This is a genomic window from Bradyrhizobium genosp. SA-4 str. CB756, assembly GCF_000473125.1.
Lineage (GTDB): Bacteria > Pseudomonadota > Alphaproteobacteria > Rhizobiales > Xanthobacteraceae > Bradyrhizobium > Bradyrhizobium arachidis.
Map to the genome: position 1 here is coordinate 1,595,333 of NZ_KI421499.1, position 24,740 is coordinate 1,620,072.

Sequence of the window (24,740 nt, forward strand, 5' to 3'; positions counted from 1 at the left end):
AGACACCTCAGGTCACCCGCGCGATCAGTTCCATGGCGCCGTGCGGCGCGCGCACCTTGCCCTCGTGGATGACATAAGCAAACACGTCGCGTGGCTCCTTCTTCGGCTTGGCCTTGTCAACCTTTGGCAGGTCATCCGGTTCACTGCCGGAGGCCCACGCCTGAAAGCGCTCGGCCCAGGCGTCGAGCTGCTTCGGCGGATAGCAGGTCTTCAGCTCGTCGTTACCCTTCTGCAATCGCGCGTAAACAAAATCGCTGGCGACATCGGCGATCGCCGGATATTTGCCGTGCTCGGCGAACACCACCGGCGTCTCGAACTCGCGGATCAGCGCGATGAAATCCGGCGTGCAGAAGCTGTCGTGGCGGACCTCGACGACGTGGCGCAGCGCGCGACCGTCGAGCTTGCGCGGCAGCAGCTCCAGGAACTTGCCGAAATCGGCGCCGTCGAACTTCTTGGTCGGCGCGAACTGCCAGAGCACTGGCCCGAGCCGGTCGCCGAGCTCCAGCACACCGGAATCGTAGAACCGCTTGATGGAATCGCCGGCCTCGGCGAGCACGCGGCGATTGGTGGCGAAGCGCGGCCCCTTCACGGAGAATACGAAACCATCAGGGACTTCGCTCGCCCATTTGCGAAAGCTCTCCGGCTTCTGCGAGCCGTAATAAGTGCCGTTGATCTCGATCGAGGTCAGCTTCGAGGCCGCGTAAGACAGCTCCTTCGCTTGCGTCAGCTTCTCCGGATAGAACACGCCGCGCCAGGGCTCGAAGGTCCAGCCGCCGATGCCGATGAAGATGTTGCCGGATTTTTTGGACGCGGTTTTTGCTTTGGCCACGGGAGGGATCTCGCATCGACGGGGAGGGACCTCATCCTAATCAAACCAGATGTGATTGGCCAGTTGCCGCCCCCGGTCTAAGCTTGCGAGGTGACCCGCGAAAAAGGAGAACAAGATGCGGATGCTGGTGGTGGGAGCGGCGCTCGTCATGATGACATCTGCTGCCATGATATCTTCCGTCATGGCGGATGACGATGACGCAAAGAGCGCACAGAAGCTCGCCCAGCAGGGCCGCGACGATTACTGGCATTGCCTGGCGCGGGAATATTCGCGCGACAGCAATCAGGGTCTGTCGGAACAGGATTTCGGCCGCTCGGTCGCCGGCGCCTGCCCATCGGAACGGCAGTACTACCGGGTGGCGCTGCTCGACTATCTCACCACGCAATACCCGAACATCGATTCCGGCGCGCATCTCGCCACCGCGAACAGGGCGGTCGAGTCGGCGCAGAAGGACATCGTGACGGCCTTCGTCAAGCGCCGAGCGCCGGCGAAGTAGGGGAGTGGCGAATGGCCAATAGCGAATAGGGCGAAAAGGCAGGCCGTCCTCATTCGCTCCTCGCCATTCGCCCGGGGCCTTCCGGTGCAGCGCGCATCCGTGGTATCACTCGCCGCATCTGGAACACGGAAGGGTTTCCATGTCGTCTGAGTCGGTGGGGGGCATTCTGGGCGCGATCGTCGCGGCGATCGTGCTTGCGGTCGCCGTGGTCCTCGGGCCGATCGGCCAGTACGGCAAGCCGCCAAAGCCGAAGGTCGAGCCTGCCCCGGCTGCGGCACCCGCAGCCCCCGCCGCGCCCGCGCCGCGTGGCCCGGTGATCAAGGAAGTCCCCAACCAATAGGGCCGAAAATCGACCCTTTCGTCCCTTGCGAAGCGGGTTTGTCGTTCCTATCTAGCTTTTAACGGCGACGTTGAGCGAAAACTCCGGCGCTGGGACGACCTTGGAATAGCTTGGGCCTGCGCCGGATGTACGCGCGGCCCGCCGTTCCGGGGTCGTTGGCATTTTAGGGCCCCTTTGGTCCATTCCCCAGAAAAAACCCCGGCTTGGCAGCGCAGGACGTGGCGGATATACGCTGCCGTCATGAATGAAGCGATCAGACCGGGCGCCGACAGCCCGCCGCAGGCCCACGAAGGCCCGGAACTGTCGGTCATCGTCCCGACCTTCAACGAGCGCGACAACGTCACGGTGCTGTACCGACGGCTGGAGGCGACCCTCGCCAACGTCGTCTGGGAGGTCGTGTTCGTCGACGACAATTCGCCCGACGGCACCTGGGACGTCGTGCGCGCGCTGGCCCAGCGCGACAGCCGCGTGCGCTGCGTCCGGCGCATCGGCCGCCGCGGCTTGTCCGGCGCCTGCATCGAGGGCATCCTGGCCTCCAGCGCGCCCTATGTGGCCGTGATCGACGCCGACCTCCAGCACGACGAGACGCAGCTGCCCAAGATGCTGCTGCTGCTCGCAAGCGAAGAGGCCGAGCTCGTCGTCGGCAGCCGCTACATCGAGGGCTACAAGAGCGAAGGTTTCAACAAGCAGCGCGCCGGCGCCAGCGCGCTGGCGACCGAGCTCGCCAGGAAGATGCTGCGGGTCGAGATCGCCGATCCCATGAGCGGCTTCTTCATGATGCGCCGCGACCGTTTCGAGCAGCTCGCGCCGAAACTGTCGGTGCACGGCTTCAAGATCCTGCTCGACGTCGTCGCGAGCGCGCATGGCGGCTTGCGCACGGTCGAGGTTCCCTACACCTTTGGCGCCCGCCAGCATGGCGAGAGCAAGCTGGATTCCATGGTCGCACTCGACTTCCTCGGCCTGCTGCTGGCCAAGCTCACCAACGACATCGTCTCGCTGCGCTTCATCCTGTTCGCGATGGTCGGCGGCATTGGCCTCGTGGTGCATCTCACCACGCTGTTCATCGCCCTTGAACTGGTCAAGGTGCCGTTTGCGGAGGCGCAGGCCGCGGGCGCCATCGTCGCCATGACCAGCAACTTCGTCCTCAACAACTTCCTCACCTATCGCGACCAGCGGCTGAAGGGCTTTGCGCTGCTGCGCGGCCTGATCGCGTTCTACATCGTGTGCAGCGTCGGGCTGCTCGCCAATGTCGGCGTCGCCTTCTCGGTCTACGACCAGGAGCCGATCTGGTGGCTGGCCGGCATGGCCGGCGCGCTGATGGGCGTGGTGTGGAACTACGCGATGTCCGGGCTGTTCGTCTGGCGCAAGAAATAGCTGAGGATGGGCGGGGCTGACGCGCGGATCGTCCGCAACACCGCGCTGGTGATCGTCGCGCTGGTGGCCTTGCGCCTCGTCGCGGCCGCGTTCACGCCGATCACCTTCGACGAAGCCTATTACTGGATGTGGTCGAAGAGCCTGGCAGGCGGCTATTACGACCACCCGCCGATGGTCGCCTTTGTCATCCGTGCCGGTACCATGATCGCCGGCGACACCGAGCTCGGCGTCCGCTTGGTGTCGATCCTGCTCGCGCTGCCGATGAGCTATGCGATCTATCGCACCGCCGCGATCCTGTTCGGCGGGGCGCGGGTGGCGGCGACCAGCGCCATCCTGCTCAACGTGACCATGATGGCCTCCGTGGGCACGCTGATCGTGACGCCGGATGCGCCGTTGCTGGTGGCCTCCAGCTTCGTGCTGTTCTTCCTCGCAAAAGTGCTGGAGACCGGGCGCGGCGTCTGGTGGTTAGCCGTCGGTGCCGCGGTCGGTGCGGCGCTGCTGTCGAAGTACACCGCGATGTTCTTTGGCGCCGCGATCCTGATCTGGCTCGCGGCGGTGCCGAAACTGCGACGCTGGTTCCTCTCGCCCTGGCCCTATCTCGGCGGGCTCGTTGCGCTGGCGCTGTTCTCGCCGGTGATCCTGTGGAACGCCGACCATCAATGGGTCTCGTTCGCAAAGCAGCTCGGCCGCGCCAAAATCGAGGACTTCCGCCCGGTCTTCATCGCCGAGCTGATCCCGACCCAGATCGCATTCGCTACCCCGCTGGTCTTCCTCCTCGGCGCGATGGGGCTGCACGCGCTGACCTGGCACCGAGCCGGCGCGCTGGCCTCACGCGTGCTGATCGAGACGATGTTCTGGACCATCGTCGTCTATTTCGTCTGGCACTCGCTGCACGCCCGCGTCGAGGCCAACTGGTTCGCGCCGGTCTATCCGCCCTTCGTCGTCGCTGCGGCGGCCGCTGCCAATCTCGTGCCGTGGCAGCCGTGCCAGCGGCGCCTCGCCGATTTCTGCCTGCGCTGGGCCGCGCCGGTCGGCACCGTGATGTTCGCCGCGCTGATCGTGCAGGCCAACACCGGCTGGCTGTCGGGGTATCGCCGCGATGCGACCGTGCGCAGCGTCGGCGTCGGCTGGCGCGAGCTTGCGGCCGAGATCGAGGCGGTGCGCATCCGCACCGGCGCGAGCTGCGTGCTTGCGCCCGACTACGGCACGACCGGCTGGCTCGCCTTCTACCTGCCCCGCGGCACCTGCGTAGCGCAGCAGAACCAGCGCATCCGCTGGGTCAACATGCCTGAGCCGGATCCCAAATTGCTGGCGGGCAAGCTGATCTATGTCGACGAGCTGCGCGAGGGCGGCCATCCCATCCTCGAGGACTTCTTCACGCAGGTGACGCAGGTCGCGCAGTTGCAGCGCAAGCGCGGGCCGCTCGTCGTCGAAACCTACGGCATCGATCTGCTCGAAGGCGCGAGGGGCGATGTGCTGGACCGCTCGCCGCCGCCTGAACTCGTGCCTTGAGCGGTCATGTCCGGGGTGGTGTCGATTTCTCTTCGTGCTTAAGGCTTGCTCGCGCCACGCGACGATTGGTGCACGTACTGCAGGGCGGCGACGATGAGATCGCACTCGTCATCGGTCATGTCGTTATAAACGGGTAGTGCAATCACGTTGTAGGCAGTTCGCTCCGTCACGTCCAATTTCACGTCGTTCTGAGTCTTGTAAGCCGTCATGTGATGGCATGGCGGGCTGTAATACTTCCGGACAAAGACGTTACATTTCTCGAGCGCTGATGCCAGCGCTTCACGGTCGAGTCCAAACTGCTCGGCGTCGACAACGACCGGCAGGAATAGCCAGTTCGCCTCGACACCTGCGGGTTCTCGCCCCACCTGCAGACCGGGAATTTCGGAAAGCCCGCTGCGCATGCGCTCGACGGCCCGACGGCGCGTCGCAACGGCGAGCTCGAACGTCTTGAGCTGCTCGATGCCGATGAGGGCCGATATTTCCAGCATCTTGCCGTTCAGGCCCGGCTCACCACAATCGGAACTGTCGACTTGCCCGAAGTTGCGTATCGCTTTGACGCGGGCGAGCAATTCCGGATCGTGGCTGCAGACGCATCCGCCCTCCATCGTCGAGAAGGTCTTGGTGGCGTGGAAGCTGAACATCTGCGCGTCCGCGAAGCTCCCGACCGGCTGGCCATTAACGCGGGTACCGAACGAGGGCGCGCTATCGACGAGAAATTTGAGCCTGTGGCGCCTGGCGATGTCGGCGAGCGAGGCGTAGTCGCTGGCTACTCCGTAAGCGTCGACGGCAAGGATGGCGATGGTGCGATCCGTGATCCTGCGCTCCACGTCCTCCGGATCGAGGCGCATGGTCAGGTCGTCAAGGATATCCGCGAAGACCGGTTCGGCGCCCACCCATTCCACAGCATGAGGTGTGGCGCAGAACGTGAACGACGGCACGATCACTTCGCCAGAGGTGACTCCAGCGGCCCGTAGCATGGCCATCAACCCGATCTGGCCATTGCAGAAGACGAGGGACGGGACACCGAGATATTCGCTCAAACGTCGCTCAAATTCGACAACCCAACGGGAATTGTTCGCGACCTGGCCGGTTTCCAGTGCCGTCTCAAAGGCGGCCAGGAACTGCTCTGTTTTTGGAAAGCTTGGACGCACGATATTGAGAGGATTTTGTGCCCGCGGCATCGGAAGTTCAGGCGCCACCGCGTCAGTCCTCTCGAGTCTACGACGAATACCGATATAGTCCTGCAACTTTGGCTCCATGGTGATGTGGCATGCCCACGCCACGGGTACTCGCGACTGACATCAGCTCGCGGCAACCATGCACATCTTGAGCTGCTGCGGACTTGATGCACAAGCAGCTTGCGCGCGTCACCTGACAAACGACGTCGAATAGGGAAGCAGGTCGACTAGTGATACTCTTTCTTTCCGGACGCCGACGTGATCGGGATTCTCCGCAGCCAAAGCTGTCGCGACCAGCGCTCGGTATTTTCGCGATACCAATCGATCGTCCGGCTGAGGCCATCCTGCCAGGAGAAGCTTGGTTTCCAGCCGAGCACGCGATTGATCTTCGACCAATCACCGGTATGTCTCACGACCTGTCCGGGCCGGTCGCCGACAAATTCGATCTTGGCGGGCGAATAATTCATCTTGGATATGATGTCGTGGGCGATCTCGTTGATCGTGCGGTGTTGGCCGGTCGCGACATTGAAGACTTCGCCATGGACGAGCTCGCCGGGGGCCTGAAGGACAAGATCGATCGCGCGGCAGGTATCCTCAACGTAGACGAAATCGCGGGCGGCCACGCCACCGCCGTGAACCGTCAGCGGCTCGTCGAGCATCGCGCTGGTTATGAAGCGCGGGACGAGCTTTTCGAGATGCTGCATCGGGCCGAAATTGTTGAAAGGCCGAACGATCACGACGGGAATATTGTAGGTCGCCCAATAAGAATAGATCAGCCGGTCGGCACCGCATTTGGCGCTTGCGTAAGGGCTCATCGGATTCAGCGGATGGTTTTCATCCATCATGTCCGAAACCGCATTTCCATACACCTCGGATGTCGAGACGTGGATGAAGCGTTTGATGTTGCGCCCGAACCTGGCAACAGCATTCGCCAGCGTCTGAGTCCCCAACACGTCAGTTTGGAAGAACTGGAGGCTATCGTGAATCGAGCGCGTGACGTGGGTCTCTGCCGCCAGATGGATCACCACGTCGGCTTCTGCCACAAGCGTGTCGACCAGTGCGGCGTTGCAAACATCGCCGTACCAGAGTGACCCGCGAGAATCGTGCAAGCGAACCATATCGTGCGGAAGATTTTCGACGGCGCCCGCATAGGTCAGCGCGTCGAGGACCACGACCCTATCGAGAGGATACTTCTCCATGAGGTAGTGAACCAGGTTTGCACCGATAAACCCTGCACCCCCGGTAACCAGAATAGTGCGCATTCGGAATCCTGTTCGCAACGCGTTGCAAGGCCATGGAGGCCCGAGTTCTAGGCTGAACTCCGCGTCGCCGAATTTCATGCGTGGCGGCCGCGTCAGTCATCTCGAGTCCACGATGTCTATTGATTAGCGATATCGTCCCTAGCTTGCGCGAAGCATGCCGCGCCGCGGGGATTTTCCGAAATAGCGCACATCTGGAATGGTGCGGGTATGGCGAATCAGGATCGATTGCTGGCTAATGGATCGCATCGGCATCCGTCGCCTTAACGCCATTGTTGGAAAAACATGAAGAACTTCGTCGTTAATCTCGATCGCCAGCCGGAGAAATTCGAAAGATTCCTGAAGCGGAATGAAGGCTGCGGAATCGCCTTCGAACGTTTCCCAGCTGTTGACGGATTGAAATTGACCGATGAGGAAGTCATGGCGATGGGGATTGTCGCTCCCGGTTCGCGGTTCGCCCCGGGCGCGGTCGGCGGTACCGCCTCGATGTCGCGGATATGGAAGATGGTTGCCGAGCAGGATCAGCCGGCCCTCGTGTTTGAGGACGATTGCACGATCCGTCACGACATTCTCGCGCGCCTGAAGACGCTTCTGCCGTCCCTTGGCGACTGGGATATCCTGGTACTCGGCTGCAATATAGATTCGGTACTCGATATTGAGCTGGCGCCAGGCATGAAGTCGATGATGGTCTTTCGGCCTCAGCGCCCGGATGACGTGAGCGACGCCGCTTTCCAGCGAGCGACGTCCCAGGTTGCGGCCTTCAGGCTGAACTGCTGTTTTGGCCCGGGCGGGTACGTACTATCCCCTGCAGGAGCGCGGAGAATGTATCCGTATTGGCTCCCGATGGACAACCGGCTGGTGACCATCGAGGCGCTTGGCAACCGCGCAATGACGACGTACGGGGCCGATATGATGGGGAACAGCATCTATCGCTTCGTCAAGGCGTATACTTGTCTCGCACCGCTTGTGGTGCCCCGCAACGATAATGCGACCTCAACGACTCAAAGTCATATCCCGAGTGCGGCGCGGGTTTGGGGTTAGGATCTGGGGCCGGATGCACATCAGCTTTACGGACGTGCGGAGCTGATGAACGCAGGTCGAGAGTCGGTCGTCATCGCCTGAGTGCGTTTTCCGCGGGTTGGACGGGCGGCTTGTCTGCCGGTTTACCCCAATATGGATTCGGCGGGGGCGGGCGAAGTTTGCGAATGAGCTTCTTTACGGTAGCAGGGCGTTGCACGAAATGAAACTCGCGATCATGCAGCCGTATTTTCTTCCCTACATCGGCTACTATCAGCTCATTGCTGCGGTCGATGTTTTTGTCGTCTACGACAACATCAAATATACCAAGAAGGGATGGATCAACCGCAACCGGATGCTGGTCAACGGAAAGGATGTCCTGTTTTCACTTTCGTTGAAGAAGGATTCCGATGCCCTGGATATTCGTGACAGGGAATTGGCGGCCGATTTCGATCGTGCAAAGCTGCTCAATCAATGGCGGGGAGCCTATCGCACCGCGCCTTTCTTCAAGGAGACCTTTCCGCTCCTGGAAGAGATTGTCGGTTTTCAGGACCCCAATCTATTTCGCTATATCTTCAATTCGCTGCGCATGACCTGCGAGCATCTGGGCTTAAAGACCGCCCTCAAGATCTCGTCCGAGGTTCCCATCGACCATTCGCTCAAGTTTCAGGACAAGGTCCTTGCATTGTGCGAAGCGATGGGGGCGCGAAAGTATATCAACGCGATTGGCGGCCTGGAGCTCTATGATCCCAACGCTTTTGGAGCCCGTGGAGTCGAATTTAGAGCTCTCCGAACAAGGCCGTTTCCCTACGAACAATTCGGCCAGGCTCAGGTGCCGTATCTTTCGATTGTCGATCTGCTGATGTTCAATTCGGTGGCCAAGCTCAGGGAAGTCATAGCCGGCAACTATGACCTGGTTGGAGGCGCTTGCTCCGAACCGCCGGATTTGCTCCCCCAGGTGTAGAAGGTCGGTTGGCTGAGCCCGTGCGTGCAGCACAGATCGGCGGTCGTCGCGCGGAGATCGCTCTCTCATGAAAGAGCCCGCCATTGGCTAAATGGCGGGAGCTGGTCCTCGCACGAAAACAGTGCGCGGCGCAGAGATCCTCGCACCGGAAACATAGGCGGATTAGCCCAAACCCGCCAAAGCTCCGAAAGAAAATCGCCGGGTCAGGCTTTTGATCGTCCAGGTTCGCAAACCAAGAAAATGCTCGAGCATAGATCCGGATACTGCTGGCCCAATTTGTAGGCGCCCTCGAGATAGGCTTCGGAAATGATGTCCGTCTGCAGCAAGCGATCCCACTGGAAGTTGGCCAGGGCCTTGAAAAACACCCCGGAGCGATGGATCACATTGAGCCCCGCCGCAACCGCATCACGCTCCAACGTATCCAACGAATAGGTGATGCGGTGCCCGTGCTCAGCTTCCGCAGGAGTAATGGCGGAGTTGTGCGAGATCAGTCCCATCTTGACCGCAATCTGTCTCGATGGGGCATGCGCATTCGGGCATGCCAAGAACAATCTCCCATTTTCTGAAAGCCACTTTTCGTTGATCAAGCGCAAGACGAGTTGGGGATCGTCAAGATGCTCGAGAACGTGGGTCATCACGATATTGTCGTATCGCCTCGGCAATTGCACGGTTTCGAATGTCGAGTTGATGAACTCGATCCTGGAGCCGAAACGGCTCTTGGCTTCCGCAATCGCGACATCCGATGCTTCGACGCAGGTTATATCCTTGAAGAAAGGCAGAAACCTCTTGGTGAATTCGCCGGTGTAGCTTCCCAGCTCGAGAAGACTTTCGCCTCTGAAGAAGGGCGCAAAGGACCGGATCATGAATGGCTGCATCACATCGAAATCGAACTGGTACGCGTATTTCTGATTGTCCACGTTACCAGTGTCGTTCAGCTCGCGATTGTAGTCTCTCATTTGCGACATAAGGGTCTCTCAAAGATTCTGAGGTTATACCAATTCGGCCAATCCAAAGCCGAATTTGCCAAACTCGTTCCCATTGTAGAGCATGTAGATTCTGTCATCGCAGGCGAAAACATGCGGATAGCATTGCATCTGCGAATCCCAGCCATCCTGCGAAAGATCGATGCCGCCCTTCGAGTCGTCTCGCGTCCAGCTGATCAGGTCCTGCGAATAGGCGTATCCGAGACGATAGCTATTTCTGCCTTTTTCCCGGAAGCCGTGGCAGGGACGGAAGCAGAAGTACATGTGATAGACGTCATCCCGGCTGAATACCGTCGGCAAAGCCTGGCATTCATCGTCGCCGATGCAATCAGCGATGATTTGCGTGGCATTCCTTTGCCAGTTGATCGCATCCGTGGATGTGGCGCAGGCGATCTTGTAGACTCTGTCGGGTGGGTCGGTTTCGGAGAACGATTTCCATCTCGTTCCGAAAATGTACCACATGTAGTAAATGCCGCCGACCGACATCACGAATGAATCGGCGATCAAAAAGGGTTCGTCCAGAGAGGCGGTCATGACCGGACCCGTTCCGTGCTTTTGAAACGTCCGTCCGCCGTCCGTGCTTATGGCAAGGCCAATCGATGAATCCGCGCTGACCGAGGCCTTTCGATTCCATCCCGTGGTGAATCCAAGAACTCTGTCGCCGTCATCAAAAACATGCATGGGGAAAATGCCATGCTCGTCGAAGGCCCCGAGCTCTCCCAGCTCTATGACCGTGTGCTCGCAGACATCGAGGATCTCGCCCATGTTCCTGGTGAAATCCACGTAGGCGACGTGGCTTAGATATTTCCCGACCTCGTCTCGTCTGCGAGCGGAGAAATAAACCCGCACACGATCCTTCAGAACCAGCGCTTGCGGCGACTGGGCAAACTCCAAACAATCGTTTGGCAGCTTATGTTCGGCGGGGTCGAAGATCTTCCCGAGCTTCCTCCACTTCATGGCTTGAACCAATCCGGGGAGTTTTGCAGGCGAGCCAAACCGATGCCTGCGCGGCCCATCTCATTTCCCTGATAGATCATGTACGTCTCGCCGTCCAAACCGAACACGTGGCCATAGTTCACCATTTCAGAATCCCAGCCCTCGGCGGAAACTTCCATTCCCGCGACCGCGTCATTTCTCTTCCAGGTCACGAGATCCTCGGAAACAGCGTAGCCAATGCGATATCCGCCTTCCCGGCCCTTGTAGTTCTGGCTTTGCCGATAGGAATAGAACATGTGAAAACGGCCGGCCCGTTCGATGACGTCGGCGCCCGCCTGGCATTCGTTTTCACCCAGCCTGTCTTCGATCAGGTCGACGCCCGCCTTTCGCCAGCTCAATCCGTCGGAGGAGGTGGCCATGCGAATTTTGTAGACCGGCTCGGGCCTGCCCGAAGTCTTCAGCCACCGCTTGCCCGCGACGTACCAGAGGTACCATTGGCCGTTGAATCTTCGAATCCGCGGGCTTCCCAGGAGAAACGGTTCATCCGGGGTGTATGAAAGGACCGGTCCTTGGCCAACCCTCTCAAAGGATTCGCCATTGTCGTTGCTGATGGCGATGCCGATCGCGGCGTTAAAGGGGACCGACTCGCATCGCGTCCACCCCGCATAATACGCACGGATCTCGTTGTCGTGCCGGATCACCGAGACCGGATTCGTTCCGAATTCGTCGAAGGTTCCGCACCCGCCGAGCCTCATCACCGGTTCGTTGCAAATCCGAACCACCCGCGTCGGCGTTCTTCGGTCCAACTCGATGAACGCAATGTAGCTCTTGTATTGGCCGAGCTCGTCCGGCGCAGGCCTCGAGCAAAAATAGACTCTGATGACATCGTCGAGAATCAGGACGCTCGGAGATTGCGCGAATTCGCGCATCCAAGGATGATCCTTGTGGTCGCGGGGGTCAAAGAGCTTTCCAAGCTTTTCCCATTGCAGCATGGTCTGATCTCAATCCTCGAGCCGTCGAAGCCGGTTCGCGCCGGTCTTCAGTCCGCCGTAGTAGTAGTCATTGAAGCCTGCAGCTTCCATCAGCTCGAATACCTTTGGCATGTTGTACTCGACCCGATGCAGTTCGAAGCTCTTGCCGTCGAAAGTCGCGAACGCCGCCCGTGGATCACCGTCGCGCGGTTGTCCGACCGATCCGGGGTTGCAATAGCTCTTGCCGCCGAAGTGATGCACACTTTGCACGTGGGTATGGCCGCTGACAAAGATGCTGCCGGACAGGCGCGCAAAATAGGCTTCGTCGGGCTCCCTTAGGTATTCATCGATCGGGTCCGACCATCCGCCATGTACGGCTTGAGCGTCCCCCACCTGCATGTGCACCCGAAACGTCCTTAGCCAGTTCAGATTCTCGGGCGTGATCACCTTCCGCTGATAGACCAGACATTCGTTGACGCTCTTGGATCGAATGCAAAAGCCCCCAAAGCCCAGGTACCAGTCATGGTTGCCAAGAAGGCTTTTGATGTCGCGCCTTTTCAGCTCGTCGCAGCATTCGTTCACCTGGGAATAGTATCCGACCACGTCGCCGACGCAGAAGATCTCGGTGACGCGCATGCGGTCAAGCTCGGCGAGAACCGCCGTCAGCGCCTCGAAATTCCCATGGATGTCAGAGATGAACGCTATTTTCATAGAAGATATGATCCTCCGTATAGCGGACGGCTCGACCGCGCCTGATGTCCGGCTGGACCGGCATCTGGTTGTCGATGGCCATGTCGACCGCCATCAGTGCTTCGTTGTATCCAAAGGCGGCGCGTATCGACGTGGACGAAGATATCCTCGGATTGATCTCGAGCAGCTTCAGGCCGTGGTTGGTCCTGCGAAATTGAAAATTGGTCGGTCCGACCGGAGAGAACGCCTGACATAGATCCCGAACCGCTTCGGAAAACTCCGCCTCGTCGACAACCTCGGCCTTTTCCGTGAACCCGTCCTTGGAGAGCTTCCGTCGAAGCGCCATGATCGCCGAATAGCGTCCACGGCCATCGCAAAACGCGGACACCGTGAATTCCTCGTCGTCGCGTCCGACGATGGGCTGGGCCATCAAGGTCGGCTTTGTCGCGGGATCGATCCCGGCAAATTGCTCCGCAGTTGCGACCACCACGATTCCCTTGGAGCCAAAACCCCGGCGAGGTTTCAGCAGAAACGGCAGGCCGCATTTCTCCTTGAGAAAATCGAAGTCCATTTCCAGATGGCTCGGGATCGCATAGGGCAGCTTCAGTTCGAGCTGGCGCTGGTAAAATGCCCATTTGTCGGAGCATCTGGAGATTAGATCGGGTGAATTCAGGACGACCCTGGTCCCGGTCGATTCAATCTCGGCCAGTCGGTCCGCCCATTTGTACATGTCTGCATCGATGCCGGGGATCGCCACGTCGACGCGATGCTTGCGCAGCAGCGCGAGAAGGCAATCGAGGTAGTCCGGCGCATCCGTCCTGGGCACCCGTTCAAAGACGTCGCAGAACCCTGATGCCACCGAGTCGGTATAGATCGAGGTGCCGATCAGCTTCATCGGGCTGTTCGATCTTTTCAGGGAGCGCAAGATTCCGTAGCCGACGATTCCCGCGGCGCCGGAAACCAATATCGTTCTCATGACGCCTGCCTTCGATGAGCCGCTTCCATCTGCATTCCCTGCGCCGTGGAGATGCGGGGAAAATAGTCGAGCAGTCGGAACAGCGTCTCGTCACAAGCAAAGCCATTGCTCGGGATGTCAGGCTTGTCTTTCAGGAAGGCGACCTTGCTTTTGCTCTCGAAAGCGGAAATGGCCGCCGCCGCAATTTGCGAGTAGGTGACATTGTCGGGGTGCACGCAAGGGTAGGTGCCTTCAATCTTCTTCGCAATGACGGCCGAGATGATTTTGGCTACGTCCTGCGCGTGAATGAAGTTCCGCAAAGGGTCAATCGAGCCAAACAGATTGATGTCTTCATGGCCCTGGGCCTTGTCCATGATGGTGTACAGGAATGGCTGATGCCTTCGAAACCCTGGTCCCACACCATAAATCTGGGACGGCTTCAGGACCGCGACCGGCAGGTGGAATTCCCGGCCGCAAAACTGCGCGACGTCTTCCGAATGCCTCTTTGAGAGTGAGTAAGCGCCGAAGAAGGGAGACGCGCTCCCGAGATCCGAAAAAATGCTGGAGATGTGCACAAGGTGCTTTGCGCCCGCCTTCGAGCTGGCATGGCAGAGCTTCATCACACCAAGCACGTTGACATCCATCGTTTGCAGGATGTCGGTCGGTTCCTTGCCGCCGAAAGCCGCGGCCAGATTCACGACGCAGTCGATTCCGTCAGGAATTTGAATGTCGCGCGAACACAAGTCCAATTCGACATCGCAGCCCTTGCGCCCAGCCGTCAACAGCTCGCACCGTTCACGAAGAAGCGGGATGAGCGTCTGAGCCAGCGAAGAGGTCCCCCCAACGAGCAGGACTCTCATGATCGCGCCGGATCGACTGGAGTGAGCTGGGCCAGCATCCCGCAGGACAGTTCCGGGTAGTCAATTCCGATCTCGCACAGGGCCTGAATGATGTTGTCCGCGAGATTCAGCGCCAGGATCTGACTGGTCGCGAGGGGTTTTAGATAGATACCTTCCAGTTTTTCGATCTTGTAACCGGCATCGCTCACCAGCTTGGTGAGTGAGCTGACCGTAAAGTAGCGCTGATGCCCGAGGAGGAGATCGTTCTCCGAGAGAGCCTCCATGTCGGGCAGCATCCCCGCCAGATGTCCCAGCCTCCGGTTCATGACCTCGGCGTTCGGGACCGCGACAAAGAGCTTACCTGTAGGTGTCAGGAACTTTCTGAAACGCTTCAAGATCACAAGGGGGTCGTCGACATGCTCGAGGATGAACCCCATGACAATGAGGTCGAATCGTTCCTTGGTATCGAACTCCTCGAAGTAGGTTTCGATGACTTCGCTTCTGTTGTCCGGAAATTTCAGCTTGAAGTTCTGGATGACGGCGGGAGAGCCTTCAAGAACGACATGGCGCGCGCATCGGTCCGAAAAAATCTCGGTGGCAAAACCATGCCCCAGTCCCAGATCCAGAACGGAGCGCGGATCCTTGACGACGTGAGCAATCCGTTTCGGATACCAGGTCAGCACAATTTCGTTGTCGAAATCGTAGATGTTCTTGCCTTGATAGGCCGCGACATGGACGTCCAGTTGATTGCTCGTGGCCAAATGACCGTCCTCTCCACCGAAGAGCAGATCGAAAGACCGGACAAGGTGCGCCGGTCGCTATTTGCTGCCATATCAGCGCCCCCTTTGATTCGCCACGCGGCGGAGCGGTGAGGCGAAAGCGGTGTCAAGCTTCGTGCAAGCTACAGGCGGGATAGTTGAATGGCGGCGAGCTTCCCGAAGAATCGGGAGGTGGGTTGCTGTCTGCTGTCCCATGATCTGGAAGGTCTCCGATGAATTATCACGACGGCACTCTCGCAAGCGCAACCCAGATCTCGGCAGAGCCGCCGTCGCTGACGCGGGATGAATATTATCAGATCTGCCTGCGGCACCTGAAGACAGGCGAGCTTGCACAGGCCGAAGCGCGTTGCCGGGAAGGGCTGGCCGCAGACGCAAATCATGCCGGCTTGCTGCATCTGATGGCCGGTGTGTCGCTGCTCAACGGCGACTACGATGCCGCGATCCAGTGGGCCGGCCGTGCTCTCACCAACGAGATGAAGGCGACCTATCTCGCAACGTTCGGGACCGCCTTGCAGGGCAAGGGGATGCAGGAGCAGGCGCTGGAGGCGTTTCAGCGCGCGGTGGAGCTCGATCCCGTCGATCCGTCAATCTGGGAGAACTATGGCCACGCCTTGAGCAGAACGGGGCACGGCAACCAGGCGAACCTTTGCTTCGTGATCGCACGGGCCTATCAAAGAATGCCGTTCCTGGCGGAATGCGATTCTGCTCCTCGCAGCGGCTGGAATGCCCTGACGGAGCAATTCAATCCTCACCTTCGCAACCTCGCGCGGTCGGATGCGGCCCGCGATCCCATCCATTGCTTCTGGTCGGACACGCTGCTGAACGACATGTCGTATCTCTCGCTTCAGTCGATGATCCGCCAGGGCCATCCGGTCAAGCTGTACACTTACGACGACGTAGCTACCATGCAGGCGCTCGTGCCGCCTGGAGTCATGGTGGCCGACGCCGAAAGCGTCGTGCCGAAGTCGACCTACCATCATGCCCTCGTTCATAGCGAGGTCCGCTACTTCAGCGACATCTTCCGCTATGCTGTCCTTCAAGAGTTCGGCGGGTGGTGGCTCGACGCGGACATCGTCCTCGTCAAGCCGTTGGATTTCGCATCGGAGCACGTGTTTTCCACGCAATGGTCGGGAGTCGAGAACGGCCATGTCTGCGTCGGCGGCGTGATGCGCGCGCCCAAGGGCTCGCTGCATATGGCCAATCTGTATGCGCTGTCGCTCCAGCGGCTTTTCAACGAGCGGCGCGTCGAATACGGCGCGGTGGGGCCGTTGCTGCTCAGCGAATATCTGCTTCTGTCAGACGACGAGAAGCTCCGGTCGTCGATCCTGCCGCCGACGGCCTTCAATGCGATCGACGACTGCGAAGTCGACTTGCTGGTCTCCGAAGGCCGGGACGGCTTCGAGATCTTGAGCGACCCCCGTGTTACGGGCGTCCATCTCTGGGGAAAAATGTGGGCCGAGCAGGGGCTGCGCCTCGATGCTGTTCCCGACCAGAGCGTGGCGGCCCATCTCAAGAGGCTCGTTCTCGAGCCGAATTAGTCGGTAGAGCTCGCGGCGCTTGGGTGCTGAGGCGCAAGGCGCAGCGGCGCTAAAGCATGATCCGGACCCGGAGGGCCGCGTTAGCGCAAAATGCGCAGCGGTTTTCCGAAAAGATCCTGCGCAAACAACAAGCTAAAGCGCGATGACGGTTCATCCTGATCTCATCGTGCTTTAATCGATCATCTCGGCCTTGGTGCTGGCCTGGTTCGGCCCGTTCCGGTCGCGCCAGAACCAGACGGTCACGACGCCGGAGCGGCCGCGCACCTGGGTGAGCAGGGGGCCCGACAGGATGCCGTCTGGAGAGCCCTGGAAGTCGGCTGCATCCAGCAGCGTGTCGGTGAGCGCGAGCCGCGCACAGTTCTGGGCGGCAACCTCCATCAGGCGGCTCGCGACGTTGACGGTGTCGCCGTTGGCCGTGATGTGCTGATGGCTTTCGCCGAGACGGGAGGCGACGATCGGGCCGTAATGCGCGCCGATCTTGAAACCAAGCTGACTGCGGATTGCGGGCGGCAACGAAGCGATCCAGCGATCGACGCTGCGATAGAGCTCGATCGAACATTTCAGCGCGCGCGCGGCGTCGTCCGGCATCGCGCGTGGCAGGCCGAACAGGATCATTGCGCCGTCGCCGAGAAAGCTGGTGATCATGCCGCCGCAATCGACCGCAGTCTTGTCGATCAACACATGAAATGCCTCGAGAACGTCCTGGAGCTCGTCCGGATCAATCCGTTCGGTCAATGTCGTGAAGCCGGAGAGATCAATGAAGACGGCGGCACCGTCCTGCCGGACGGGCTTGGACAGGAAGTCCGGATCGCGTGCCAGCCACTCCTGCAGGGCGGGGGCCTGGAATCGCGCGAGCGAGCGGCTCTTGGCGGCGAGATATTGCGTGCGGCGGCCGCCCGCCCATAGCTGCACGCCGGCAAAGACGGCAACTGGCGGCACCGCGGCCGCGAGTGTGGTTGCGGCATTCAGCCAGATGCCGTGCGTGAACGCGAACAGATTGAGCCCGGCCCAGGCGATCATCACGATCGCCGCCGCCATGATGCCGAGCGCGCTGCGCCGCCAGGCGAGCAGGCCGACCAGCAGCATCGGCAGCAGGATCGCGGTGAGCGCGTCGATGATGTGCACCTTGCGGTCGCGCACAATGCCGTCGCCGGCGACGAGATGGGTGATCGCGGTCGAGACCACCTCGACGCCAGGCATCAGGGAATCGAACGGGGTCGGATAGAAGTCGCCGCCGCCGGCGACCGCGGCGCCGATCACGACGATGCGGTTCTCGATCGCGGCGCGGTCGAGCGTGCCGTCGAAGATGCTCTGCGCGCTGACAGTGCGGATGGTGCGGCGCGGGCCGTAATAGGTGATCGGCAGCGCGAAGTCGGTGTCGGTCGGCACCGCGCGGTCACCGAGCATGAGATGATCCGGCGCGATCGTCAGCGGCTTGTCGAGCGCGCGCGTCGCCACGCGAAGCGGAAACGACAGCTCGACCTTGTCGCGCGTCCGGAACAGCATCGGCACCGAGAGCGGCGAGCCGGATTGTCCCGTCGCGACGTTGACGACGCCGACCTCGGCATGGTCGGCGAACGCCGGCAGCGGCAGCAGGAAGCGCTCGGCCTGCGGCAGAACGGCGAGCGGGCCTTCGCTGGCGGGCGCCACGGTCTCGCTGGCGGACGGGAAGATCGCGGCCGCGGCGAGCACCATGGGCCCGGTGGCGAGCGTATTCGCCAACGTGGCATCGCCGATCGCGGCGCTGCGGTCAACCAGCAGCAAATCAATCGCAACGACCTTCGGCTTGAACTGCACGATGGTGTCGACGACGCGGGCGAGATCGGCGCGCGGCAGCGGATAGCTGCCGCCGCGTTTGATCACGGTGTCATCGATCGCGACGATGGTGACGAGATCGGGCGGATGCTGCACGCCGCGGACCTGGGTCCGCAGATCGGTCAGCGTTGCTTCGATCCGGTCGAGAAACTGCAGATGGCCGTTGGCGCGTGCGGCAAAGATGCCCGCGCCCCACAGCGCGGTGAGAACGAGTGCCATCAGGATCTGAACGCGTCGGCTACTCATGCGGTCGTTTTTGCGCTCGTTCTGCAATCTTCCAGTGTCCAAATCTCATTGGCCGGGTCCGACTGACTCGGCTTATCGTGCGAACCTTATTGTCCGAGCCTCGCCATCAGCGCGTCGACGCGCGGCTGGCCCCATGTCTTGACGGTCAGCGGACCGGTTGCCTCGACGTCGACGCCTTCGCCGGGGCCCAATACGACGCCGCGCCCGCGTGTCCTGCGGCTCACGCCGACACGGCCGTCGGCGACGAAGACGGAGGTCTTGGCCTCGGCGACATCGACTGCCCATTTGGTGCCGCGCACGGCGGCGATCGCCTGCGGCGTCAGCACCTTGAAGGGATTGCCGCCGGGCTTCTTGGGCACCTCGACCAGCAGCGCCTTGCTGCTCAACTCCACGGAGTCAATATGTCCGTCGCGGTTGGCGTCCTTAAGTTCAAATCTGGCGCCATTTTCCGCAACGATGGTGATGCCGTTGTCGCAGCGCCAGAGTTGCGTGCCGGCGGCCGCTGGCGATGCGGTGCAGCCCGCATTGGCGGCAGGCTGTGCAGTCGCAGATCCAATCAACAGAAACGACCACGCCAGAGCGAAAAACCCGGCGCGCGAAAACCTTCTCATGCCAGCCTCCGTTTGCGTGCGTGGCACAGTTCAAGGCGATGTTGATACGGTACCGTATCACACGCAGAGGCTGCTGAAAAGTGCCGCTCTCGCAGCTATTTTCTCGCCGCGGTATTTTCCAGTGCGGCACGATCAACTTTCAGTCAGGGCGCCGTGTTGCGTGAGCATCTGTGCGCGCTTTGTGAGGTGCGTGAGCTACCGCCGTGCTGCTGACACCGATGCCCCGGAGAGGCACAGCGCGCACCAGCCTCGCGCAACGCTTCCCCGCTATCTTCCGGGCATTGAAGACCACGAAAAGGACTTGGTTGGTGCGTTTAGAGAGGCGGCCGGAACGCCTCCGCTGACCCCGCCAATCCGGCCGAGAATTATGGTTAACAGTTGCGCCTAAGTCCGTAGTTCTGCGGTCTTTTTTCTCGAAATGGCACAGCGTTGGCGAGCTGCCCTACATCTGCCCGAACTTAATCCGCATTTAACTAAAAGTCGCCTTAATGACGCTCCGACCTCCTGCGAGATGCTGTTCCCGGATCGTGACCAGCGGCACTTCGAAGGGGGACTGAGTGACACCGTCCTGGACGCAAGGCGAATGAGTACGAGTATCGCTGCGCAGAGTAACGCGGCACGGAAGTCCAACAATCCTGGCAAGCATTCACATCGGAAGCCTTCCCGGAAAATGACCACCCAAAACGTGCTTGGCGCGGCTGTGATCGGCTGCGTCGTGCTTGCCGGCTGGACCGTCTACAACAACATCTTCGCCGCCAGCGTCTACCCGTCCGTCGGCAGCGCCGGTTACGACGAGCCCGTGATCAAGCGTGCGCCCAAGGTCGCGCTGCGCGAGGCGGGCGATGCCATCAAGGAAGCCTTTGCGCTGCTGCCCGACCGCCTGCAGGTCGCAGCCCCGATCTCGCGCGAGATGTTCAACGAGCGTTTCGCCGCGGCTGCCACGCAGGGCGTGGAGTCGAATGCGGCCAGCGCCGCGCCCGCGACCAAGGTCGCCGAGGCTCCGAAGCAGAGCGTGATCGCGAAGGTCGCTGAAGTGCTGAAGCCGGCAGCCCCGGCCAAGACCGCGGATGCCGCGAAGGCCAAGCGCGCACCGGATGCACAGGTGCAGCTGGCTTCGGCTGATCCGGCCGAGATCGTGCCGGCGCCCGAGGCCAAGCCGAAATCGTTCGCCGACCGCGCCAAGGCCGCGGTGATGTCGATCACCGGCCCGCGGCAGTCGATGGTGGAAAAGCTCTGGGGCAAGCGTGAGCCGTCCGGCGGGCTGCTCGCCTATGCCTCCGCCGATGCCAGCGTGACCGCGTCCATCGCGCCGAAGGACCAGAACCCGATGTTCGGCGGCGCGCCGCCCTATGAGCGCGACACCGCCGTCTACGACATCACCGCCAGGACGGTTTACCTGCCCGACGGCACCAAGCTCGAGGCGCATTCCGGCCTCGGCTCCAATCTCGACGATCCGCGCTCCTCGAAAGTCCGCATGCGCGGCGTGACGCCGCCGCACATCTACACGCTGAAGCCGCGCGAGGCGCTGTTCCACGGCGTGCCGGCGCTGCGCCTGACCCCAATCGGCGGTGAGAACGCGATCTACGGCCGCGACGGCCTGCTCGCGCACACCTTCATGCTCGGGCCGAACGGCGACTCCAACGGCTGCGTGTCGTTCAAGGACTATTACGCGTTCCTCGACGCCTACCGCAACAAGGGCATCCGCAAGCTCGCGGTGCTGGCGCGGGTCGACTAGGGACATTTAAGCCGTCATCGTCTTGCGCAGCGCCATCTCGATGGCGATCGCCTCTTTCACCGCGGGGCGCGTCTGCATGCGCGCGAGATAGGCCGAGAGCGGCGGCCATTGCGCGATGTCGATTCCGGCAGGGCGGAGCAGCAGCAAGGCCCAGGCGAGATGCGCGTCGGCGATGGTGAAGCGGTTGCCGACGAGGAATTCGCGGTCCGCCAGATGCGCTGATGGCACCTGCAACGTCTGCACGATCCTTGCTCGCGGCTTCGCCAGCGAGCCGTCGTCCTGGTACCAGAAGGTCGGAAACAGGAACGCCTTGTGGATCTCGGCGCCGGTGAAGCTCAGCCATTCCTGGAGGCGGTAGCGGTCGGGCTCACCGGGGCGGGGCGCAAGACCCGCCTCCGGTTTCAGATCGGCGATGTATTGCAGCACCGCAGCGCTCTCGGTCAGCCGCTCGCCGTTCTCCAGCACCAGCACCGGCACCGCGGCCTTCGGCGAAATCCCGTGGAAATCGCCGTCGTCGTCGACGATCTTCTTGGTGCGGAGCTGCACCAGATGGTAGCGCGCCTCGAGGCCCGCTTCCATCAGCGCGATGCGGCTCGCAAGCGAGCAGGCCATCGGCGCGAAATAGAGTTGCAGCATCGCGTTGCTCCGTTATCTCAGCGCATCGCCGCGCGCGATGATCGCGAAGCGATCGGATAGCTCGGCGAGCGCGACCTCATGGATGGTCCGGGCGTTGAGCGTGCCGCCGTGTCCGTCGGGCAGGTCGCGCGTGGCACAGGCGTCGGCATCGATCGTGGTACGAAAGCCGAGGTCGAGCGCGGCACGGGCGGTGGAGGACACGCACATATGCGTCATGAAGCCGGCCAGCACGATGTTCTTCCTGTCGGTCGCGGCAAGGCGTGCCTGCAGATCAGTGCCGGCAAACGCGTTCGGCAGCTCCTTCTCGATCACCAGCTCGCCGGCACGGGGGCTCAGCTCGGCGACGATGGCGCCGCGGTCGGCGCTGCGGTCGAACAGGCTGCCCGCCTTGCCGCGATGGGCGATGTGGATGATGGCGGAACCGGCCTCGCGTGCGTGTGCCAGCAGGGCGGCGGCCCGCGCGATCGCGGGCTTGGCGTCGGGCAAAGCGAGGGGGCCCGCGAGATATTCGTTCTGGATGTCGATCAGCACCAGCGCGGCGTCGCCAAGACGCGGCGGGTTGAGGTCGGCGCCGGCGAGCTGCAGCAGGGTCTTTGCGGTCGTCATGATTTCTGAAATCTCCGGAGCGAAATGCTCATAAAGCATAGCCCCGGGCGTGCCTGCCGATATGCAGGGATATTGCAGCGGGTGGCTGCGATATTGCAGGTGAGCGCGGCGCGATATAGCCTCAGGCCATGAACTGGGACGATCTTCGCATCATCGCCGCCGTCAGGGACGAAGGCACTTATGCCGGCGCCAGCGCGCGCCTGCGCATCGACGAGACCACGGTCGGGCGCAGGCTGTCGCGCATCGAGCGAGCACTCAGTTTGCGTCTGTTCGAAGCCGCCGACGGCGTCCGCAGGCCGACGCGCAGTTGCGAGGCGGTGCTGGCGCATGTCGAGGCGATGTCCGCACACGCCGCCGAGATCGGTCGTCTCAGTGAGAGCCTTGAAGGTCCGGTGGGACGCCTGCGCATCGCCTCCACCAATACGGTCGCCGAGGAGGTGCTGTCGCCGCGCGCGAGCGATTTCCTGCGCGCCAATCCCGGCCTGACGCTGCAATTCCTCACGTCGAGCGAGAACGTCAGGTTCTCGCGCTGGGAGGCCGATCTCGCCATCCGCCTGCGCAAGCCCGACAAGGGCGACTTCGCGATCTCGAAGCTCGGCGACATCAAGCTCTATTATTTCGAGCCTGTCACGATCGAGGGCGAGCCGATGCTGTGCGTCTATCCGGACGAACTCGGCACCATTCCCGAGATGCAATTCCTGCGCACCAGGACAGCCCGCACGCGCTGCGTCACCGACAACGTCCGTGTCATCCGCAACCTGATCCGCGCGCATCAGGCCGCCGGCGTACTACCGGAATATGTCTGCGCGGATCTGCTCGGCGATCGCCGCCTGCGCGCCACGCTGCTGCCGAAGCGCCGCGACGTCTGGCTGCTCGTGCAAAATCATCTCAAGCGCGACGCCGCGACACGCGTCACCATCGATTGGGTGAGGGCGTGCTTCCAGGATACGTCACGCAAGTAACGTCGCGCCGCGCTGTCCGCGAAGGCGGCATCGAGGCCCTCGTCGCTGGCGGCATGGAGGTCGATGCGGCCGACCTTCTCGCCCTCCTGACCCGGCTCGTGCGCCTGAAGATGCCAGTGAGCGCGTGAAGCGAAGGGCGGCCCTTCATATGTCCGTCATCCGCCAGTGGTGAACGCGCGAGCGCGCCGCTGCGACCAAGCTACCAAGCGGGGATTGCGCGCGCGCGAAGGTTGCGTAAGCTCGCAACGTCTGCAGTCTCGACCAGGAAGGGCGCATGACCACTCTCGAGCAAACCATCCGCCCCTCGGCCAAATCCGGGGAATGGAAGGCGATCGTCGTGCTGATCCTGCTGATCCCGGTGCTGTGGTCGCCGCCGTTCCTGTTTCGCTTCTTCCTCTATCAGCCGTTCAACATCCCCTCGGGCTCGATGATGCCGACACTGGTGGTCGGCGACTACGTCTTCGCCGCCAAATATGCCTATGGCTATGGCCGCTATTCCTTCCCATTTGCGCCGTCATGGATCTCAGGCCGTTTCCGCGCCGCTGATCCCGAATACGGCGATGTCGTTGTGTTCCGTGCGCCGAAGGACACTGCGGTCGACTACGTCAAGCGCGTGATCGGGCTGCCCGGCGACCGCATCCAGATGCGGGGAGGGCAGCTCTTTCTCAATGACCGTGCGGTGACGCGCGTTGCTCTGAAGGAGACTGTCGCAGGCTCCGCCTGCGGGACCGACGATGCCGCGAAAGTCAGGCGCTGGCGCGAGACGCTGCCGAACGGCGCGTCCTACGCCACCTATGACTGCATCGACAACGGCTATCTCGACAACACCAACGTCTTCACGGTGCCGCCGGGCCATTTCTTCGTGCTTGGTGATAACCGCGACAACTCCACCGACAGCCGCATGGCAGCGATGGGCTTCATCCCCTTGGACAATCTCGTCGGCAAGGTGACGCGGATCTTCTGGTCGCTCGACGAAGACGGCGAGCCGCACATGGAGCGGCTCGGCAAGGTGTGGTGAGAAGGCCTCTCCACCCGTCATTCCGAGGCGCGCCCTCTTGGGCGCGAGCCCGGAATCCATAACCACAGGCGGATGGAATGGCCTACTATGTCCTCGCAAGTAAGAAGCACGGCACACTCTACATCGGCGTGACCAGCGATCTCGTGCGCCGTGTGTACGAGCATAAGACGAAGGCCGTCCCCGGCTTCACCACGAAGTACGGCGTCGATAAGCTCGTCTTGTTCGAGATCTACGACGATGCAGTTACCGCCATCGCCCGCGAGAAAGAACTCAAGAAGTGGCGTCGCGACTGGAAGACGCGCCTGATCGAGGAGCAGAACCCAAATTGGGATGATCTCTATCCCGGGATAACCAACTAGCATTCGTGGTTATGGATTCCGGGCTCGCGCCCAGGAGGGCGCGCCCCGGAATGACGTGCCCCAAAACAAAAACCCCGGCATTGCTGCCGGGG

The 24,740-nt window shown here is 61.5% G+C and carries 26 protein-coding genes; 12 read left to right on the plus strand and 14 right to left on the minus strand.

Annotated elements, in window-relative coordinates:
• Positions 1-7: 7 nt before the first annotated feature.
• The gene (locus BRAGE_RS0107730; RefSeq protein ID WP_027560165.1) at positions 8-829 is read right to left on the minus strand and encodes a DUF72 domain-containing protein; all 822 of its coding nucleotides are present in this window, start codon (positions 827-829) and stop codon (positions 8-10) included.
• A 115-nt stretch (positions 830-944) separates the two neighbouring features.
• Between BRAGE_RS0107730 and BRAGE_RS0107735 the strand changes: the two genes are divergently transcribed.
• The 4 genes from BRAGE_RS0107735 to BRAGE_RS0107750 all read left to right on the plus strand — a co-directional run bounded on the left by BRAGE_RS0107735 (position 945) and on the right by BRAGE_RS0107750 (position 4,551).
• On the plus strand, positions 945-1,325 hold the full coding sequence (locus tag BRAGE_RS0107735; protein ID WP_027560164.1) for a hypothetical protein: 381 nt from the start codon (positions 945-947) through the stop codon (positions 1,323-1,325).
• A 139-nt stretch (positions 1,326-1,464) separates the two neighbouring features.
• A complete protein-coding gene (locus tag BRAGE_RS0107740; protein WP_027560163.1) occupies positions 1,465-1,665 on the plus strand; it encodes a hypothetical protein in 201 nt (66 codons plus the stop codon).
• Between the two features lie 240 nt (positions 1,666-1,905).
• Complete coding sequence (locus BRAGE_RS0107745; protein WP_027560162.1) at positions 1,906-3,039, plus strand: glycosyltransferase family 2 protein; 1,134 nt, start codon at positions 1,906-1,908, stop codon at positions 3,037-3,039.
• Positions 3,040-3,045: 6 nt separating this feature from the next.
• A complete protein-coding gene (locus tag BRAGE_RS0107750) occupies positions 3,046-4,551 on the plus strand; it encodes a glycosyltransferase family 39 protein (RefSeq protein ID WP_027560161.1) in 1,506 nt (501 codons plus the stop codon).
• Between the two features lie 38 nt (positions 4,552-4,589).
• Here the strand turns inward: BRAGE_RS0107750 and BRAGE_RS0107755 are convergent, their stop codons facing one another.
• Both BRAGE_RS0107755 and BRAGE_RS0107760 read right to left on the minus strand, forming a co-directional pair.
• A complete protein-coding gene (locus tag BRAGE_RS0107755; RefSeq protein ID WP_159073933.1) occupies positions 4,590-5,798 on the minus strand; it encodes a DegT/DnrJ/EryC1/StrS family aminotransferase in 1,209 nt (402 codons plus the stop codon).
• 158 nt (positions 5,799-5,956) lie between these two features.
• Positions 5,957-6,991 carry a dTDP-glucose 4,6-dehydratase gene (locus tag BRAGE_RS0107760; RefSeq protein WP_027560159.1) on the minus strand — a complete coding sequence of 345 codons (1,035 nt, stop codon included), beginning with the start codon at positions 6,989-6,991 and terminating at the stop codon, positions 5,957-5,959.
• A gap of 282 nt (positions 6,992-7,273) precedes the next feature.
• Between BRAGE_RS0107760 and BRAGE_RS0107765 the strand changes: the two genes are divergently transcribed.
• Positions 7,274-8,029, plus strand: coding sequence for a glycosyltransferase family 25 protein (locus BRAGE_RS0107765; RefSeq protein WP_027560158.1), 756 nt, complete (start codon positions 7,274-7,276; stop codon positions 8,027-8,029).
• Between the two features lie 199 nt (positions 8,030-8,228).
• Positions 8,229-8,969, plus strand: a complete 741-nt coding sequence (locus BRAGE_RS0107770) for a WbqC family protein (protein WP_027560157.1) — start codon at positions 8,229-8,231, stop codon at positions 8,967-8,969.
• Positions 8,970-9,172: 203 nt separating this feature from the next.
• Here BRAGE_RS0107770 and BRAGE_RS0107775 read toward each other — a convergent pair whose 3' ends face one another.
• The 7 genes from BRAGE_RS0107775 to BRAGE_RS0107805 are packed head-to-tail and all read right to left on the minus strand — an operon-like array spanning position 9,173 to position 15,104.
• Positions 9,173-9,934: a class I SAM-dependent methyltransferase gene (locus tag BRAGE_RS0107775; protein WP_027560156.1), complete on the minus strand. Its 762-nt coding sequence runs from the start codon at positions 9,932-9,934 to the stop codon at positions 9,173-9,175.
• A 24-nt stretch (positions 9,935-9,958) separates the two neighbouring features.
• Positions 9,959-10,909: a hypothetical protein gene (locus BRAGE_RS0107780; RefSeq protein WP_027560155.1), complete on the minus strand. Its 951-nt coding sequence runs from the start codon at positions 10,907-10,909 to the stop codon at positions 9,959-9,961.
• The gene (locus tag BRAGE_RS0107785; protein ID WP_027560154.1) at positions 10,906-11,880 is read right to left on the minus strand and encodes a glycosylase; all 975 of its coding nucleotides are present in this window, start codon (positions 11,878-11,880) and stop codon (positions 10,906-10,908) included. Before BRAGE_RS0107785 ends, BRAGE_RS0107780 begins: the two co-directional genes overlap by 4 nt.
• Positions 11,881-11,889: 9 nt before the next feature.
• Complete coding sequence (locus BRAGE_RS0107790; RefSeq protein WP_027560153.1) at positions 11,890-12,570, minus strand: metallophosphoesterase family protein; 681 nt, start codon at positions 12,568-12,570, stop codon at positions 11,890-11,892.
• Positions 12,548-13,525, minus strand: coding sequence for an ATP-grasp domain-containing protein (locus BRAGE_RS0107795; RefSeq protein ID WP_027560152.1), 978 nt, complete (start codon positions 13,523-13,525; stop codon positions 12,548-12,550). The genes BRAGE_RS0107790 and BRAGE_RS0107795 overlap by 23 nt, the downstream gene beginning before the upstream one ends.
• Positions 13,522-14,364, minus strand: coding sequence for an NAD-dependent epimerase/dehydratase family protein (locus tag BRAGE_RS0107800; RefSeq protein ID WP_027560151.1), 843 nt, complete (start codon positions 14,362-14,364; stop codon positions 13,522-13,524). Before BRAGE_RS0107800 ends, BRAGE_RS0107795 begins: the two co-directional genes overlap by 4 nt.
• Entirely contained in the window at positions 14,361-15,104 is a 744-nt protein-coding gene (locus tag BRAGE_RS0107805; protein ID WP_051377719.1) for a class I SAM-dependent methyltransferase, read from the minus strand. The genes BRAGE_RS0107800 and BRAGE_RS0107805 overlap by 4 nt, the downstream gene beginning before the upstream one ends.
• Positions 15,105-15,334: 230 nt before the next feature.
• On the opposite strand from BRAGE_RS0107805, the gene BRAGE_RS0107810 reads away from it, so the two are divergent.
• On the plus strand, positions 15,335-16,660 hold the full coding sequence (locus BRAGE_RS0107810) for a glycosyltransferase (protein ID WP_027560149.1): 1,326 nt from the start codon (positions 15,335-15,337) through the stop codon (positions 16,658-16,660).
• 171 nt (positions 16,661-16,831) lie between these two features.
• Here BRAGE_RS0107810 and BRAGE_RS0107815 read toward each other — a convergent pair whose 3' ends face one another.
• Positions 16,832-18,721: a CHASE2 domain-containing protein gene (locus BRAGE_RS0107815; RefSeq protein ID WP_027560148.1), complete on the minus strand. Its 1,890-nt coding sequence runs from the start codon at positions 18,719-18,721 to the stop codon at positions 16,832-16,834.
• An 86-nt stretch (positions 18,722-18,807) separates the two neighbouring features.
• Positions 18,808-19,332, minus strand: coding sequence for a FecR domain-containing protein (locus BRAGE_RS0107820; protein ID WP_027560147.1), 525 nt, complete (start codon positions 19,330-19,332; stop codon positions 18,808-18,810).
• Positions 19,333-20,002: 670 nt separating this feature from the next.
• Between BRAGE_RS0107820 and BRAGE_RS0107825 the strand changes: the two genes are divergently transcribed.
• Positions 20,003-21,067 carry a DUF2778 domain-containing protein gene (locus tag BRAGE_RS0107825; RefSeq protein WP_027560146.1) on the plus strand — a complete coding sequence of 355 codons (1,065 nt, stop codon included), beginning with the start codon at positions 20,003-20,005 and terminating at the stop codon, positions 21,065-21,067.
• 6 nt (positions 21,068-21,073) lie between these two features.
• Here the strand turns inward: BRAGE_RS0107825 and BRAGE_RS0107830 are convergent, their stop codons facing one another.
• Together BRAGE_RS0107830 and BRAGE_RS0107835 are read right to left on the minus strand one after the other, a co-directional pair.
• The gene (locus BRAGE_RS0107830) at positions 21,074-21,703 is read right to left on the minus strand and encodes a glutathione binding-like protein (RefSeq protein WP_027560145.1); all 630 of its coding nucleotides are present in this window, start codon (positions 21,701-21,703) and stop codon (positions 21,074-21,076) included.
• 12 nt (positions 21,704-21,715) lie between these two features.
• Entirely contained in the window at positions 21,716-22,309 is a 594-nt protein-coding gene (locus BRAGE_RS0107835; protein ID WP_027560144.1) for a cysteine hydrolase family protein, read from the minus strand.
• A gap of 128 nt (positions 22,310-22,437) precedes the next feature.
• On the opposite strand from BRAGE_RS0107835, the gene BRAGE_RS0107840 reads away from it, so the two are divergent.
• From BRAGE_RS0107840 to BRAGE_RS0107855, 4 genes are all read left to right on the plus strand, one after another.
• Positions 22,438-23,271, plus strand: a complete 834-nt coding sequence (locus BRAGE_RS0107840; protein WP_027560143.1) for a LysR family transcriptional regulator — start codon at positions 22,438-22,440, stop codon at positions 23,269-23,271.
• Positions 23,244-23,399 carry a hypothetical protein gene (locus BRAGE_RS54295; protein WP_156950841.1) on the plus strand — a complete coding sequence of 52 codons (156 nt, stop codon included), beginning with the start codon at positions 23,244-23,246 and terminating at the stop codon, positions 23,397-23,399. The genes BRAGE_RS0107840 and BRAGE_RS54295 overlap by 28 nt, the downstream gene beginning before the upstream one ends.
• 146 nt (positions 23,400-23,545) lie before the next feature.
• On the plus strand, positions 23,546-24,289 hold the full coding sequence (lepB, locus tag BRAGE_RS0107850) for a signal peptidase I (protein WP_027560142.1): 744 nt from the start codon (positions 23,546-23,548) through the stop codon (positions 24,287-24,289).
• A gap of 77 nt (positions 24,290-24,366) precedes the next feature.
• Complete coding sequence (locus BRAGE_RS0107855) at positions 24,367-24,648, plus strand: GIY-YIG nuclease family protein (RefSeq protein WP_027560141.1); 282 nt, start codon at positions 24,367-24,369, stop codon at positions 24,646-24,648.
• The last annotated feature ends 92 nt before the right edge of the window (positions 24,649-24,740 follow it).